The organism is Breoghania sp. JC706 (assembly GCF_037026715.1).
Lineage (GTDB): Bacteria > Pseudomonadota > Alphaproteobacteria > Rhizobiales > Stappiaceae > Breoghania.
In genome coordinates this window covers 528,043-544,168 of the sequence record NZ_JBANCG010000004.1, presented here as the reverse complement: position 1 = coordinate 544,168, position 16,126 = coordinate 528,043, and the positions used below count along the sequence as shown (strand labels likewise).

Annotated in this window: 11 protein-coding genes; 1 reads left to right on the top strand and 10 read right to left on the bottom strand. The window is 65.6% G+C overall.

Annotated elements, in window-relative coordinates; translation table 11 throughout:
* Positions 1-8 precede the first annotated feature (8 nt).
* The 6 genes from V2L18_RS10960 to hmgA form a co-directional block, all read right to left on the bottom strand.
* Complete coding sequence (locus V2L18_RS10960) at positions 9-1,115, bottom strand: microcin C ABC transporter permease YejB (protein ID WP_336178263.1); 1,107 nt, start codon at positions 1,113-1,115, stop codon at positions 9-11.
* 83 nt (positions 1,116-1,198) lie between these two features.
* Positions 1,199-3,076, bottom strand: coding sequence for an extracellular solute-binding protein (locus V2L18_RS10955; RefSeq protein WP_336178262.1), 1,878 nt, complete (start codon positions 3,074-3,076; stop codon positions 1,199-1,201).
* A complete protein-coding gene (locus V2L18_RS10950; protein WP_336178261.1) occupies positions 3,073-4,959 on the bottom strand; it encodes an extracellular solute-binding protein in 1,887 nt (628 codons plus the stop codon). Before V2L18_RS10950 ends, V2L18_RS10955 begins: the two co-directional genes overlap by 4 nt.
* Before the next feature lie 138 nt (positions 4,960-5,097).
* Entirely contained in the window at positions 5,098-7,593 is a 2,496-nt protein-coding gene (locus tag V2L18_RS10945) for an inorganic diphosphatase (RefSeq protein ID WP_336178260.1), read from the bottom strand.
* 202 nt (positions 7,594-7,795) lie between these two features.
* Complete coding sequence (locus V2L18_RS10940) at positions 7,796-8,860, bottom strand: Ldh family oxidoreductase (RefSeq protein ID WP_336178259.1); 1,065 nt, start codon at positions 8,858-8,860, stop codon at positions 7,796-7,798.
* Positions 8,861-9,000: 140 nt separating this feature from the next.
* The gene (gene hmgA / locus V2L18_RS10935; RefSeq protein ID WP_336178296.1) at positions 9,001-10,293 is read right to left on the bottom strand and encodes a homogentisate 1,2-dioxygenase; all 1,293 of its coding nucleotides are present in this window, start codon (positions 10,291-10,293) and stop codon (positions 9,001-9,003) included.
* Positions 10,294-10,482: 189 nt separating this feature from the next.
* On the opposite strand from hmgA, the gene V2L18_RS10930 reads away from it, so the two are divergent.
* Positions 10,483-10,959, top strand: coding sequence for a MarR family winged helix-turn-helix transcriptional regulator (locus V2L18_RS10930; protein ID WP_336178258.1), 477 nt, complete (start codon positions 10,483-10,485; stop codon positions 10,957-10,959).
* A gap of 58 nt (positions 10,960-11,017) precedes the next feature.
* Here the strand turns inward: V2L18_RS10930 and xylB are convergent, their stop codons facing one another.
* From xylB to V2L18_RS10910, 4 genes are all read right to left on the bottom strand, one after another.
* Positions 11,018-12,463 (bottom strand): xylulokinase, encoded by a 1,446-nt coding sequence (gene xylB, locus V2L18_RS10925; RefSeq protein WP_336178257.1) that lies wholly within the window; start codon positions 12,461-12,463, stop codon positions 11,018-11,020.
* Between the two features lie 183 nt (positions 12,464-12,646).
* Complete coding sequence (locus tag V2L18_RS10920) at positions 12,647-14,122, bottom strand: mannitol dehydrogenase family protein (protein ID WP_336178256.1); 1,476 nt, start codon at positions 14,120-14,122, stop codon at positions 12,647-12,649.
* 181 nt (positions 14,123-14,303) lie between these two features.
* Entirely contained in the window at positions 14,304-15,077 is a 774-nt protein-coding gene (locus V2L18_RS10915) for an L-iditol 2-dehydrogenase (RefSeq protein WP_336178255.1), read from the bottom strand.
* A gap of 12 nt (positions 15,078-15,089) precedes the next feature.
* On the bottom strand, positions 15,090-16,091 hold the full coding sequence (locus V2L18_RS10910) for an ABC transporter ATP-binding protein (protein ID WP_336178254.1): 1,002 nt from the start codon (positions 16,089-16,091) through the stop codon (positions 15,090-15,092).
* Positions 16,092-16,126: the final 35 nt, after the last annotated feature.

Sequence of the window (16,126 nt, the reverse complement as noted above, 5' to 3'; positions counted from 1 at the left end):
GCCATCGCTCAGACCTTCCGGCTTTCGAAATCGATCCGTGGATCGATCCAGGTGTAGGTGAGGTCGGTGATCAGCGCGACCACGAGGCTCAGGAGCGAGAAAATGTAGAGCGTGGCGAACACAACCGGATAGTCGCGGTTCAGCACGGATTCGTAGGAAAGAAGCCCGATGCCGTCGAGCGAGAATATCGTCTCGATCAAGAGCGAACCGGCGAAGAACGAAGAGATGAAGGCGCCGGGAAAGCCGGCGATGACGATCAGCATGGCATTGCGGAAGACGTGGCCGTAGAGCACCTTGCGCTCGCTGAGGCCCTTGGCGCGGGCGGTGACCACGTATTGCTTGCGGATCTCGTCGAGGAACGAGTTCTTGGTAAGCAGCGTCGTGGTGGCGAAGGCCGACAGCGCCATGGCGATCAGCGGCAAGGTCAGGTGCCAGAAATAGTCCGCGATGCGCGCGGGCCACGACAGGCTCTCCCAGTTGTCCGACGTGAGCCCGCGCAGCGGGAACCAGTCCCAATAGGAGCCGCCGGCAAACAGCACGATCAGCAGTACGGCGAAGAGGAAGCCGGGAATGGCGTAGCCGATGATGACGACGCCCGAGGTCCACACGTCGAAGCGCGAGCCGTCCTTGACCGCCTTGCGTACGCCGAGCGGAATGGAGATGCCGTAGGAGAGCAGCGTCATCCAAAGCCCCAGCGAGATGGAGACCGGCAGCTTCTCCTTGATCAGGTCGATGACGGAGATGTCACGGAAATAGCTCTCGCCGAAATCGAAGCGGGCGTAGTTCCAAAGCATCTCGCCGAAACGGGTGAGTGGCGGCTTGTCGAAGCCGAACTGCTTTTCCAGCGACTTGATGAATTCCGGATCGAGCCCCTGCGCGCCGCGGTACTTTGAACCGATGCCCTCACCGCCGCCGGCCTGGGCTTGCTGTCCGGCGAAATCGCCGCCGCCGCCGGAAAAGCGCGAGGTGGCGGAGACGTCGGTGCCCTGCAGCTTGGCGATGATCTGCTCGATCGGCCCGCCGGGCGCGAACTGGATGATCGCGAAATTGATCGCCATGATGCCGATGATGGTCGGGATCATCAGAAGCAGACGTCTGAGAATATAGGCGCCCATGGGCGAGGATCTCGTCTCGTGTCTTCCGCCGGACGACCGGCGCGTGTCAGTGGGAAATGGATCGCGACCTTGTCCTCGGCAATTCAGTCAGGTTTGCCGATTCGCTTCGCCTTGTCTTCGTCGTACCACCACGTGGTCTCCACCGGGAAATCGTAGGCCGGCGGCGCCTCGGGCATTCCGAACTTGTCCCAGTAGGCGACCGTGTGGGTCGGCTTGTACCAGTTCGGCACCCAGTAGTGACCGGCCCTCAGCACCCGGTCGAGCGCGCGCGCCGCGATGGTCATCTCCTCGCGGGTATCGGCGTGGATGACCTTCTCGATCAGCGCATCGATCGCGGGGCTTTTGATGCCGGCGAGATTGGCGCTGCCCGGCGTGTCCGCCGCCCGGCTGCCCCAGAACTGGCGGATCGCCTCTCCTGGCGTCGCCGACAGCGAATAGCGCCGCCCGGTCATGTCGAAATCGAAATCGTTGAGCCGCGACTGGTACTGCGAGGCATCGACGAGGCGGAACTGCGCGGCGACGCCGAGCCGCTCCAGAGCATTGACATAGGGCTGCACGATGCGCTCGAAGCTCGGTGAATTGCCGAGGATCTCGATGGTCAGCGGCTCGCCGTCGGCGGAGACCAGCCGGTTGCCCTGCCGGATCCATCCGGCCTCGGCCAGCAGTTCGCTCGCCCGGCGCAGCAGGGTGCGGTCGCGGCCCGAGCCGTCCGATTTCGGCGCGCTCCACACCTCGCCGAAGACCTCGTCCGGCACCTGGCCCCGGAAAAGCTCCAAAAGCTTCATCTCGTCGGCCGAGGGCTTGCCCTCCGCCATCATCGGCGAGTTCTGGAAGAACGAATTGGTCCGCTGGTAGAGCCCGAAAAAGAGGCTCTTGTTGGTCCACTCGAAATCGAAGGCGAGCCCGATCGCCTCGCGCGTTCGCGGATCGGCGAACTTCTCCCGCCGGGTGTTGAAAAACCAGCCTTGCGCACCGGCCGGCGTCAGGTCGGGGAACGTCGTCTTGATCACCCGGCCCTGTCGGATGGCGGGAAAGTCGTAGCCGGTCGCCCAGGTCTTGGAGACGAATTCCTCGCGATAGGTCAGATTGCCCTTCTTGAAGGCCTCGAAGGCGATGTCGCGCTCGCGATAGAACTCGATCCTGAGCCTGTCGAAATTGTAGCTGCCGCGCGAGACGGGAAGGTCCTTCGCCCACCAGTCCCGGACCCGCTCGTATTCGATGGAGCGGCCCGGATCGACCGTACCAACCTTGTAGGGACCGGACCCGAGCGGCGGCTCCATCGTGGAGGCCGTGAAGTCGCGGGTTTCGTAATAGGCCTTCGACAGGATCGGCAGCCCGGCGACGGTGAGCGGCAGCTGGCGCGTCTGCTTGCCGGAAAATGTCACCTCCACCGTGGCCTTGTCGAGCGCGCGGGCGCCGGTCATTTCGCCGATGGCCTGGGTGATCGCCGGATGCCCCTTTTCCTTCAGAAGCCCAAGCGAATAGGCGACATCCTCGGCCGTCAGCGGCGAACCGTCGTGGAAGCGCGCCTCGGGGCGCAGGTGGAACGTGTAGGTGTTGGCGTCCTCGGAGATGGAGACGCTTTCCGCCACCAGCCCGTACATGGCGTCGGGCTCGTCCACGGCGCGCACCATCAGCGTGTCGAAGCAGAACTCCATGCGCGGCGGGGCGTTGCCCCGAAGCACGAAGGTGTTCAGCGTGTCGAAGGTGAGCGGGTTCTGGTTGAAGGCCCAGTTCGGCGGGGTGAAGGCCATCGTCCCCGCCTTCGGGGCGTCGGGGTTCACGTAACCGAAATTCTTGAAATCCGCCCCGTATTTCAGATCGCCGAAGACCGAAAGGCCATGGACGGCGCCCTTTGCGGCCGTCTCCTGGGCGTGCGCGGGCAGGACGCGGACGAGCGGCGCAAGCGCGGCGCCCGCGCCCATGGCCAGAATCGTGCGGCGGCTCGGCTCCCGGCTCATGGCTGCGGGCCCACCTTGGCGGCCTTGGCCTTGTCCCACCACCAGATTTCCGGGAAGCCGTAGGTGTATTCCGGCATCTTCTCCGGATGCCCGAAGCGGTCCCAGCGGGCAGTGCGATCGACGTCGGAATAGAATTGCGGGATGACGAAGTGCTTCCACAAGAGCACACGGTCGAGCGCATGGGTGGCGGCGACGAGTTCAGCCCGGTCCTTGGCGTAGATCACCTTGTCCACGAGCGTGTCGACGGCCTTGTCCTTGATGCCGGCGACGTTGCGTGACTGCGGCCGGTCGGCTGCCTCGGCCCCCCAGAAATCCCGTTGCTCGTTGCCCGGAGACAGGGATTCCGGCCACACGTAGGTCAGTATTTCGAAGTCACGGTTGCGCAGCCGATTGATGTATTGCGGCACGTCGACGAGGCGCGGTGTCGTGGCGATGCCGATGCTGTTCAGGTTGCTCAGATAGGGCAGCAGGCCCTTTTCCTGGCCCTTGTCGTAGTAGAGGAACTCGATGGAGAGCTGCTTGCCGGAGGCGTCCACCAGCTTGCGGCCGTCCAGCCGGTAGCCGGCTTCGGTCAGCAGCTTCAGCGCGTGACGCAGGTTGGCCCGCACTTTCTGGGGACTGCCGCCAACCGGATTCTCGTAAGGCGTGGTGAAGACCTCCGGCGGCACCTCGTCGCGCACGCCTTCCAGGATTTTAAGCTCTTCGCCTTTTGGCAGTCCGGAGGATGCCAGTTCGGTGCCGGCGAAGAAGGAGTTGACGCGTTTGAGAAGGCCGGCGGAAATGATCTCGTTGGTCGTTTCGAAATCGTAGGCGTAGTTGAGCGCCTCGCGCACGCGAGGGTCGGCGAATTTCTTCAGCCGGAGGTTCGGCACGAAGGCCTGCATTACTCCCGAAGCCTTGTCCGCAAACTCCTGACGGATGACGCGCCCGTCTTGGACGGCAGGAAAATCATAGCCTTTCGCCCACACGCTGGCAGAGCGCTCGTCGCGGAAATCGTACTGGTCGCCTTTGAACGCCTCCAGAGAGACAGCCGAGTCCATATAGCTGTCGTAGCGGATCTCGTCGAAATTGTAGGTGCCCTTGCGCACCGGCAGGTCGGCCGCCCAATAGTCCTTCACCCGCTCGTAGGTGATCGACCGGTTGGCCTCGAACGACTTGATCTTGTAAGGGCCCGAACCCAGCGGCGGTTCCAGCGTGCCCTTGGAGATATCGCGCTTGTTGCCGTTGGCGTCGGTTCCCTCCCACCAGTGCTTCGGCAGTACCGGGATCTGCCCCATGATGTGTGGAAGCTCGCGGTTATTCTTCACGTCGAAGGTGAAGCGCACCACGTCGTCGGCGACCTTCTCAGCCTTCACCACGTTGCGGTAATAGAAGCGCTGGGACGGATTGACCTCGACGAGCTTCTCGAAGCTCCACACCACGTCGTCCACGGTAATCGGCGCACCGTCGTGCCAGCGCGCCTTCGGGTTGAGACGGAACTCCACCCAGGAATCGTCGGCCGGATGCCGGGTCGCCTCCGCGATCAGCCCGTAGATGGCGGAGATGTTCATCTCGTCGAGCGCATCGTCCATCAGCCGGTCGAAGGTGAGCCCGAGGCCCGGCGCCGGATTGCCGCGCGACAGGATCGGGTTGAACGTGTCGAAGCCGCCGGAGGTCGCCAGCCGCACCGTGCCCCCCTTGGGGGCGTCCGGGTTGACGTAGTCGAAGTGATCGACGTCGGGCCCGTATTTCGGTTCCCCCGTCAGCGCGGTCGCGTGGGTCCATTGCGGTCCCGTATCGCCGTCGGCGGTAAGCGCGGGCGCGGCACCGGCCCCGGCGATGAGGCCGGCGACAACGAGAGGGAGAAGGGCGGCAACGAGCGTGCGGGCGAAAAATCCTGGCATCGATCCTCGGCAGCTTGAAAGGTGAATCGCCGGAAAGAGTGTGTTCCCCCTACTAGGCCATGATTGGGCGAGCTTCGCAAATTACGAAGTTTTCATAAGGCCGAATGATGTCGGTGGTGTGCCGGGTAAGGCCCGCCCTCATCCCGCGTCCGAGATCGCCTGCTTCACCGCTTCGAGGTCGGCAAAGACCTGCCAGTCCTCATGCGCGAGGTCGATCGCGTCGTCGTCGCCTGCCCCCCGGTAGGGAACGAGCCCGACGCTGATGCCCGCGGCCCGTCCGGCCATGCCGTCGGTTTTCGGCGAATCCCCGATGATCCAGACCCGGCTGTCCGCCGCGTGGCGCACCTCTGCGCGCGACAGAAGCCGCAGGACCTCGTGGATGCCGGCGGGATCGGGCTTCTTTTCGATGCGTCCCGGCGTGATGCCGACGGTGAGCGGCACATGGAGCCCCGCGCGCCGGCAGGTGACCCGCACCAGATCGCGCAGGTAGCCGTCCTCGCTGTTGGAGTGGATGGCGTGCGGGATGCCGCTTTCGTACAGAAAGTGCAGCAGCTCCGCCCCGCCGGGCAGGAAATCGACCGGAATACCGCCTCCGCGCGTATTGGCCTCAAACAGCGCCGCCGCCTTATCCGCAAGCGCATCCGAGCCCAGAAGACGGACGAAAAAGGCATGATCGCTCTCGCCCGGCAGCGAGACGTGAGGGGCTTTCGCCGCCACCCCGTCTTCCCTCCGGATCTGGTCGAAGACCGCCGCATCGACCTTGGCGAAATAGGCCGTACCGTCGATCAGCGTGTTGTCCCAGTCGAGAATGACGACGGCCGGCCTCTCGCGCATCGCGCGGCCGGTTTCCGGTCCGTGACGTCTGGGGCGCCGCGACAGATGCAGGGGCGGGCGCCGGCGGCGGACCGTCACGGCGTTCTGGACGAAGATGCCCTCTCCCATCGCCTCGCGCCGCTCGCGCACCCGGGCGGCGAGGTTCTCGTGCTCGGATCCATGCACGTCGAAGAAGGAATCCATCGGATCGAGCGGGTCGATACAGGAGCGGTCGACCGAAGCATGGTGCAGCGGATCGCCCTCCAGAAGTATCGAATAGGCGGACTTGTCGATGGGAAACACCGCGCAGCGCAGGCCCGGCACGTCCTCCTCCACCTCCAGCGTGTTGTCGACCGGGCGCTGCAGGATCTCCTCCATCTCGTCCCGACTGTGTGGCGCAAGGCTGGTGTTGGAAATGATCGCTGTACCCACGTCGATGCTGTTGGTCGGCGCGCCGTAGGGGTGGTCCTCGGCAAGCCGCAAAATGTGCACGCCTTCGAACTCCGGCGCGCAGACCTCGATGAAGGCATCGAGTTCATGTGTCCGGCCGCGCGCCCTGGCGATCTTCTCCACCGCCTCGCCGATGACCAGATGCGGCCGATTGTGCCGGTCGGGCCAGATGTTGAAGCCGTAGTCGACCCAGTTGGTGAGCTGCGTATAGCGGGTATGGCGCGCCGGTACTTCCCAGGGGATCAGCCGATCCGGCACGTTGAAGACCAGGCAGTCCTCGTCGCGGCCGGCGACGCCGATGCGCACCAGCCGGTCCTTGAGCGCCTCGCGGCCGACGCCATGCTCCACGATCGCCACGTGCGTGTCGTCGGCGCGCTTGTACTGGATCGTCCTCAGATCCATCGCGCTGATGCCGGCGACGTTCTCCACCTCGTAGTCCTCGTGGTCCACATGCGCGGTGACCACCCCGTGCGCGCGGGCCCGCCTCAGCCAGTCGGCATCGTTGGACGCGGTGAACACCTTGGCGCCGTAGCGCATCATCAGGTCGGCCATCCGGAGCCGTTCGGCGACGAGTCGTTGGCGGTCGTGCCCGCGCAGACGCGAGCGGCCGACGGCGTATCCCACGGCGCGCAGCTCGCGCTTCAGGTCCGCACCGGAAACGATGTGGCCATATTCGCGATCGCAGGGCTCGCGTTCGAACAGCGCGCGGACCGGCGCCACGTCCTCCAGATAGTGTGTCGCCCCGTAGTGGCGCGGCGGTGGCGGCACGAAGATGTGCTGATAGAGCGGAAAGGTGTGCGCATCGCGCCGGGTGCGCGCCAGCGGGGCGCAGCGGTACTTGTTCATGCCGAGCCGGATGATCCGGCGGGCATCGGTGCTGTTTCCCCATCCGTCGAAGACGATTGCATCGCCCGGCCGGTAACGCGCCAGAAAGGCGTTCATCGCCGCGGCAAGCGGCATGCCTGCGTCCACGCCGGTGCCGATCGGCGGCAGATCGCCGATCTCGCGGATGCCGGCATGGGCCTCGGTGTCGGGCACGGCGATGATCTTGTCGTCGTTGGTTTCCCACCCATCGATGGCGATGAAGACGCCGATGGGCCGCACCCGGACCCGCTCGCCGGACCGGCGTTCGCTCTCGTCGGCCACCACCAGCACGTCCAGCGCCTCGCCCTCGCCGCCGAAGGTCTGCGGAATGGCGCCGTAGTGCCAGTGGATCGGGATCGGCGGATCGATATCGCCGGCATTGAGAAGGCTGCCGTCGCAAAGGTCGACCTCCAGCTTCTGCGTCATCGCCGGGGTTTTCGGGATCTCGATCACAACGTTCACGATGTCCGGGGCGCGATCCCCGATCTCAAAGACGTGCTCCATCATGACTTCGGTCCGCCCGTCTGCGCCGGTTCTGGCGCGACAACTGTTTGAGGGGCGCCGTTGGCGGCGCCCGGAATGAAATTCGATCGTTTGAAATGCGGTTGGAGTCTGCCCGCAAAACGGGCGCGCGAAAAGTCGCAATCGCCCGGCCGCCGGAAATCGGAACAGGGCGGAAATCGGAACAGGCTGTCCGGAGCCAGCCCCCTCAGGGCAGCAGGGCGAGCGGGGTGGTGCCGTAAATGCGGGCGGTTTCCTGCAGAAGCGCGATGTCCTCATCCGCAAAGGGGATGCCCTCGCGGCGGTAAGTCTCTTCGCAGCGCGCGCCGCGCTCGCCGGGCATCAATACCTCGTCGACGCCTTCGGCGCGCGGCTGGTCGTGCACCGTGCGCACCAGCGTCTCCATCCGGGCACGGAAGTCTTCGCCGCTCACAAACAGCCCCGGTTTCATGGCCATGAAGAAATGGCCGACATCCTGGGGCCGGTCGCCGCCGAAAAGGTCGCCCACGCCGCCGGCAAAGCCCGCGCCGGTGAAAACGCCGCTCATCACGTCCATCAGCATGGCGAGCGCCGATCCCTTCGGCCCGCCCATCGGCAGCACCACGCCGTCGAAGGCGGCTTGCGGATCCGTCGTCGGGCGTCCTTCCTTGTCGAGGGCAAGGCCGGGGGACAGCGTCTGGCCGTGGCGGATCGCCCGGCGGATGGCGCCTCGGGTGGTGATGGCGGGAGAGAAATCGACCACGAAGGGAGCCGCCCCTTCGCCGGCCGGCGCGCCGGCGGCAAAGGGCGATGTGCCGAGCAGCGGTGCGCGCCCGCCCCAGGCGGGCATGGCGGCCGGCGCATTGGAGAAGGCGAAGGAGATGAAACCGGCTTCCGCGGCTTGCAGAATATAGGCGGCGGCCATGCCGTAGTGGCTGGAGCGGTTTGCTCCCACCATGCCGATGCCGAAGCTCTCCGCCATCTTCATGGCCTCGTCCATCGCCCGCTTCGCCACCACGAAGCCGAAGGCGTCGTCGCCGTCGATATGGCCGACGACCGGCGTCGGTTGGCTCACCGCCATGTTCGGCCGGGCATTGATGAAGCCGCCGGCGAGGCGCTCCATGTAGATCTGCATGCGGGTGATGCCGTGGGTGTTGACCCCGCGCAGGTCCGCGCGCACGAGGCAGCTTGCCACGGTCGCCGCGTCGTCGGCCGGAACCCCGGCATGGCGCAGGAGATCGAGGCAATAGTCGATGGCGGCGAGCGGCGTCACGCGTCGGCAGGTCTGGGGCATGGTTATCCTTCGCCGCCGCGTCCGTGCCCTTTCCGGGCGATGGCGCGTCGCAGCTTCAAGGCGGGTTGGTTCGGCGCCGCCTTGTAGCGGAGGAGCGGGCGCGAAAACAAGAGCGGACCACCGCTTCGGGTGCCGGGTGGCTACTTCACGCCCGGCGTGCCGTCGAACTTCTTTTCCAGGCTGTCCCAGCAGTCGATGTAGTTGTCCTGCAGTGGGGCCTCGCGCGCGGCGAAGGCGGTCAGGTGCTGGGGAAAGCGCGTCTCGAACATGAAGCTCATGGTCTCGTCGAGTTTTTCCGGCCCGAGGTCTGCGTTCGACGCGCCCTCGAAAGCGTCGCGGTCGGGCCCGTGCGGCAGCATCATGTTGTGAAGCGACATGCCGCCCGGCACGAAGCCCTGCGGCTTGGCATCGTAGACGCCGTAGATGTTGCCCATCAGCTCGCTCATGATGTTCTTGTGGTACCAGGGCGGGCGGAAGGAATGTTCCGCCACCATCCAGCGCTCACGGAACAGTACGAAGTCGATGTTCGCCGTGCCCGGCTGGCCCGACGGCGCGGTCAGCACCGTGAAGATCGACGGGTCCGGGTGGTCGAACAGGATCGCGCCGACCGGCGAATAGGTGCGAAGATCGTATTTGCACGGCGCGTAGTTGCCGTGCCAGGCGACCACGTCGAGCGGCGAATGGCCGATCTTGGTCGCATGGAAGGCGCCGCACCATTTCACCACCACGGTGCTGTCCGCCTCCCGGTCCTCGAAAGCGGCGACGGGGGTTTTGAAGTCGCGCGGGTTGGCCATGCAGTTGGCGCCGATGGGGCCGCGCCCCGGCAGGTCGAACTTCTGGCCGTAGTTTTCGCAGACAAAGCCGCGCGCCGGGCCTTCAAGCACCTCTACCCGGTAGACGAGGCCGCGGGGCAGGATGGCGATTTCCTTGGGCTCCAGATCGATCACGCCAAGCTCGGTCGCAAAGCGCAAGCGGCCGGCCTGCGGCACCACCAGAAGCTCGGAATCGGCGGAGAAGAAATACTCGTCCTCCATGGACCGGGTGACGAGATAGATGTGGGCGGCCATGCCGACCTGGGTGTTGACGTCGCCGGCCGTGGTCATCGTCCGCATGCCGGTGATCCAGGTCAGCGGCGTGTCCGTCATCGGCACCGGATCCCAGCGGTACTGGCCGAGGCTGATCACATCCGGATCGACATTCGGCGCGCTCTTCCAGTAGGGCACGTCGATCTTCTCGAAGCGGCCGGTGTGCTTGACCGAGGGGCGGATGCGATAGCACCAGGTCCGCTCGTTCTGGCCGCGTGGCGCGGTGAAGGCGGTGCCGGAAAGCTGCTCGGCATAAAGCCCGTAATTGCATTTCTGCGGGGAGTTCTGTCCCTGAGGCAGCGCACCGGGCAGCGCCTCTGTCTCGAAATCGTTGCCGAAGCCCGGCATGTAGGCGGAGGGGGTCGCGGCCGTCGCCTCCGGTTTGGCTTTGGCTGCCGAATAGAGCTCGTTCATGGCGCCTCTCCTCCCTTGGCATCGTGAAGCACTTAATATTCACTTGCCGTTGCGCAATGCCTTGTCAGTTCCCGTGCGTTCGTCCTATTGGTTGTAAATGTAACTAACAAGACGGACGGATCAATGCCCCCACGGATGTCGCGTGCCGCGCCTGCCGAGATCGAGCCGCAGGAAGAGACCGACTTCGATCTGCAAAGCTTCCTGCCTTACCTGCTGAACCAGGCGGCGGAGCAGGCCGGCACGTCGTTCCAGCGCATCTACAAGGCGCGTTACGGCATGCTCAGGACGGAGTGGAGAGTACTGTTTCATCTGGGCCGCTACGGGCCGATGACCGCCAAGGCGATCGGGCTCAGGACCCGCATGCACAAGACCAAGATCAGCCGGGCGGTTTCGGCACTGGAGGCGCGACGCTATCTGACGCGCGCCGAACTGGAAAACGACCGGCGGCTGGAGAGATTGGAGCTGACCGCGGCCGGGCGCAAGGCGTATGAGGACCTGTCGCGACACGCGCGCGATCATGACGCGGAACTGATGGCGCAGTTTTCCGCGCAGGAGCGTGACGTGCTGCGGCGGTGTCTGAGGCAACTGGCAGGGTTTTGAGAGGGGGCGCGAGGATGGGCATTCGTCGGGCGGCCCATCCTTGCTGGCCCGTCCGCGCCTATGTTCTCAGCGCCCGGTAGAGCGAACGATACCGCCCGAAAGCCTCGTCATAGGCGCCGCGCAGATCCGCCACGGGCTCGATGACCGCCTGCGTTTCCGGCGGCAGGCATACCGCGTCGGGATCCGATCCCGTCGCGGCGATCAGCCCGAGACGGGCCGCACCCAGCGCGGCGCCCGTTTCTCCCTGCGCTGGCACCGCCACCGGCAGGTCGAGTGCGGTGGCGATCGCCTTCAGCCACAACCGGCCGCGCGAGCCACCGCCTACGGCGGTGACCGATTTCAATTCCGTCCCCGCATCGCGCAACGCTTCCTGGCAGTCCTTCAGCGCGAAGGCGACGCCGTCGAGCACGGCGCGGGTCAGCGTTGCGCGCTCCCCCTCGTGCGACAGGCCGATGAAGGCGCCGCGGATATCGGCATCGTTGTGCGGCGTGCGTTCGCCGGACAGATAGGGCAGGAACGAGACGGCCGATGGCGGCTCCAGGTCGTCGCCCAGTTCCGCCATCAGCGCCGCCGGTGTGATGCCGGCGACATGGCCCCACCAGTCGAGCGCGCCGGCCGCCGACAGGATCACGCCCATCTGGTGCCAACGGCCGGGCAGCGCGTGGCAGAAGGCATGGACGGCGCTTTCCGGCTTCGGCAGGTAGCTCTCGTTGGCGGCGAAGAGAACGCCGGAGGTTCCCAGCGAGACGAAGGCCTCGCCGGCCGCGATCGTGCCGGTGCCGACGGCGGAGGCCGCGTTGTCGCCCGCACCGCCCGCGACGACGATCGGGCCGCTCATGCCCCAGCGCGCCGCAAGTTCGGGCCTGAGCGTGCCCGACGTCTGCGTTCCCTCAACAAGGCGCGGCATCTGGTCAGCCGTCATGCCGGTCGCCGCCAGCAGATCGGCAGACCAGTCGCGCTTGCCCACGTCGAGCCAGCTGGTGCCGGCGGCGTCCGACATGTCGCTTGCGTGTTCGCCGGTCAGCCACAGGCGCAGGTAGTCCTTCGGCAGCAGCACCCTTGCCACGCGGGCGAAGATCTCCGGCTCGTTTTCGTGGACCCAGACAAGCTTGGGCGCGGTGAAGCCGGGGAAGACGATGTTGCCGGAAATCGCGCGAAAACGCGGATCGGCATCAAGCCGGGCGGCCTGCGCATGGCTGCGGGTGTCGTTCCACAGGATGCAGGGGCGCAGCGGTTCATCGGCGCTGCCGAGCAGCGTCGCGCCGTGCATCTGGCCGGAAAGGCCGATGCCCCTGACCGCGGAGAGCCCCGCCGCGTGATCGCGCCTCAAGGCGTCGAGCGCCGTCTCCGTCGCCGCGATCCAGTCCGCCGGCGCCTGTTCCGACCAGCCGGGATGCGGTCTTGAGACGGTCATTGGCGCTGTCGCGGAGGCGATGACGGTCTGGTCGTTGGCAATGAGCAGCGCCTTGACGCCGGATGTGCCGAGATCGATGCCAAGATACATGGGTCACTCTGCCGAAGCTGCCGGTGTTGGGTGAAAATCAGGTGCTCATCGGTGTGTTTTGCAGGACCGTCGCATACACCGATGTCATCCCCGCCGGCGCGGGGATGACACGTCTTCGGGAGGAGACGCCGTCGGATCGACTGACGGGTTCACGTTTCTCCTCCCTGTGCCGTTTTCCGCGCCCTACAACTCGCCGGAGAGATACCGCCTCAGCACGGCTTCCACGCCATCCGCCCACAGCGAGTTGAGCGCATGGGCGAAGCTCGTGCGGAAAGTCTCGTTGCTGGCGAGATCGCCGTAGACGGCCTCCTGCTCCAGCCAGAAATGCGGCTGCTCCTTAGCGTGGCGGGCGATGGGGACGAGGTTGTCCCAGTTGGGATCATTCGGTTCGATGATCTTGCCCGTCTCCGTCTCGCCGTAGCAGTAGCGGCACCACAGTGCCGATTCCAGCGCAAGGCCGGTGACGTCGCCGCCCGCCTTCAGCCGGTCGGCAATGGTCGTGACGATGAATTTCGGCTGGCGGTTCGAACCGTCCAGGCAGAGCCGGCGCACCGTGTCGCCGATCTTGGGATTGGCGAAGCGGCGCTTGATCTCGCCGAAATACCAGTCGAGGTCGGTGCCGGGCACCGGCGGCACGACGGGAATGATCTCCTCGCGCTCGATCTTTTCCAGGAAGGCGGAAATGAGCGGATGCTCCATCGCCTCATGGACGAAATGGATGTCGAGAAGCCCTGCCGGATAGGCGATGACCGCGTGGCCGCCGTTGAGGATGCGGATCTTCATGATCTCGAACGGCGTCACGTCCGGCACGAACTGCACGCCGACGGTTTCCAGCGCCGGGCGGCCGGCGGGGAAATTATCCTCCAGCACCCATTGCCGAAAATCCTCGCAGAAGACCGGCCAGGCGTCCTCGATGCCGAAATCCCTCTTCAGGCTTTCCCGCTCCCGCTCGCCCGTTGCGGGCGTGATGCGGTCGACCATGCCGTTGGGAAAGGCGACCTCCGCCGCGATCCAGTCGCCGAATTCCTTGTCCCACAGCCGGGCGACGCCGGAGACGGCATCGCGGGCGACGACGCCGTTATGGGGGATGTTGTCGCACGACATTACGGTGAAGGCCGGCGTTCCCTCAACCTTGCGTCGCCTGAGCCCTGCCGCGATGAGGCCGAACACGGTCTTGGGGGCATGCGGGGTCTTGCCGTCGTCGATGATGGCGCGCTGGGAGGGATCGAACTGGCCCGAGGCATCGACGAAATAGCCGCCCTCGGTCACCGTCAGCGAGACGATGCGAATGGCGGGGTCGGCGAGCTTCTCGATGATCGCGGCGCTGTCGGCAACGGGCAGCATGCCGATCATCGGCCCCGTCACGCGCGCCTCGCTTCTTTCCGCCGACTGGTCGACCACGGTGGTCAGCCAGTCCTGGCTCTCGAGCGCGGCCTTCATCGCCGCGTCGCCCGGCATCACGCCGGCGCCGAGGATCGCCCAGTCGTGGTCCTGACCGGTCGCAAACAGCGCGTCGAGATAGACCGCCTGATGGGCGCGGTGAAAGTTGCCTACGCCGAAATGGAGGATGCCGGCGGAAAGTCCCTTGCGGTCGTAGCCGGGCACGGGGACGGTTGCTGAGATGGTGCCGAGCGTCTCGGCGGAAAGCCTGATGGTCATGATCGTCCTTCTCGATCGAATTCGAGTCATTGTGGCTGACGCCTGCCGTCCGCCCCCAAAAAGGCGGCAGGTTTGTTAAGGCGGTCGTTCCGGTCTGCGCGTTTCGCGTTTGCCTGGAGCCGATCCTTCGAGACGCGGCCTGCGGCCGCTCCTCAGGATGGCGGCAAACGCGAACCCCGCCTCAGCTCATCCAGTTGCCGCCGTCCACATTGTAGGTCTGTGCGACGACATAGTCCGCTTCCGCACTCGCCAGGAAAATTGCCATTCCTGTCAGGTCCTGCGCCCGTCCCATACGGCCGAAGGGCACTTCGGCGCCGACCAGCTTCTTCTTTTCGCCGATCGGCCGGTTCTCGTATTTCGCGAAAAGCGCATCGACCCCGTCCCAGTGCTCGCCGTCGACGACGCCCGGCGCGATCGCGTTCACATTTATGCCGTGCCTGATGAGGTTGAGGCCGGCGGACTGCGTGAGGCTGATCACTGCCGCCTTCGTCGCGCAGTAGATGGCGACGAGCGCCTCGCCGCGCCGGCCGGCCTGGCTGGCCATGTTGATGATCTTGCCGCCCGTGCCTTGCGCGATCATCTGCTTCGCCACCGCCTGCATGGTAAAGAGCGTTCCCGCCACGTTGACGGAAAAGAGCTTCTCGTAGCTCTCCCGGGTGATTTCGACGATGGGGGCGAGATCGAACAGCGCGGCGTTGTTGATCAGGATGTCGATGCGGCCGTGCCGCTCCACCACCTCGGCCACGGCCCTGTCGATCGAGGCCTGGTCGGTGACGTCGAGATGCACGGCGGACGCCGCGCGGCCGATCTCGCCGGCGGCGATCTCCGCGCCTTCCAGGTTCAGATCGCCGATGACCACCTGCGCGCCCTCGCGCACGTAGCTTTCCGCAAAGGCCCGGCCAATGCCGCGCGCCGCACCGGTGATCAGCGCGATCTTTCCATCCAGTCTTTTCATATTCTTGTTGTCCTAGCGTATGGCGAGGCCACGCGCGTCGAAGCGGTGCATCTTGTCGTCCTGGGGGGTGAGGAAGACGCGGCTGCCGTGGCGCACGGAAAACTCGCCGTCGACCCGGGCGGTCAGCGTGCCCAGGTTCTCGGTCTGCACGTGGAGAAGGGTGTCGGAGCCCAGATGCTCGGCGACGGAGACGACGCCGGCCCAGGCGCCCGTATCGGTGGAAACGGTGATGTGTTCGGGCCGGATGCCGATGGTGGTGGCTCTGTGAGTCTCCGCCATGTCGCCCTCGATGAAGTTCATCTTTGGCGAGCCGATGAAGCCGGCGACGAAGAGATTTCGCGGGGCGTTGTAGAGATCGAGCGGCGAGCCCACCTGCTCCACCCGGCCGGCGTTCAGCACCACGATCTTGTCGGCCATGGTCATCGCCTCGACCTGGTCGTGGGTGACGTAGATCATCGTGGTCTTGAGGCTGTTGTGCAGCTCGGAGATCTCCAGCCGCATGTTGACGCGGAGTGCGGCATCGAGGTTCGACAGCGGTTCGTCGAAGAGGAAGGCCGACGGCTCGCGCACGATGGCGCGGCCGATGGCGACGCGCTGGCGCTGGCCGCCGGAAAGCTGGCCCGGCCGGCGATCGAGATAGTCGGTGAGGTTCAGCACGCGCGCCGCGTTCTCCACCTTCTCGTCGATCGCCGATTGCGGCAGCCCGGCCATCTTCAGCGGAAAGGCGATGTTCTTCTTCACCGACATGTGCGGGTAGAGCGCATAGGACTGGAACACCATGGCGAGGCCGCGTTTGGCCGGCGGCGTGCTGGTCGCGGGCTCGCCGTCGATGCGGATCTCGCCGGAGGTCACGTCCTCCAGCCCCGCGATGAGGCGCAAAAGCGTGGACTTGCCGCAGCCCGATGGCCCGACGAACACGACAAACTCCCCGTCGTCGATCTGCAGGTCGAGCGGCGGAATGACCTGAACGTGGCCGAACGTCTTGGTGATCTGGTCGAGAACGATTTCTCCCACGTTCTCCTCCCCCTTGTATCTTGCCCGGTTGTCGT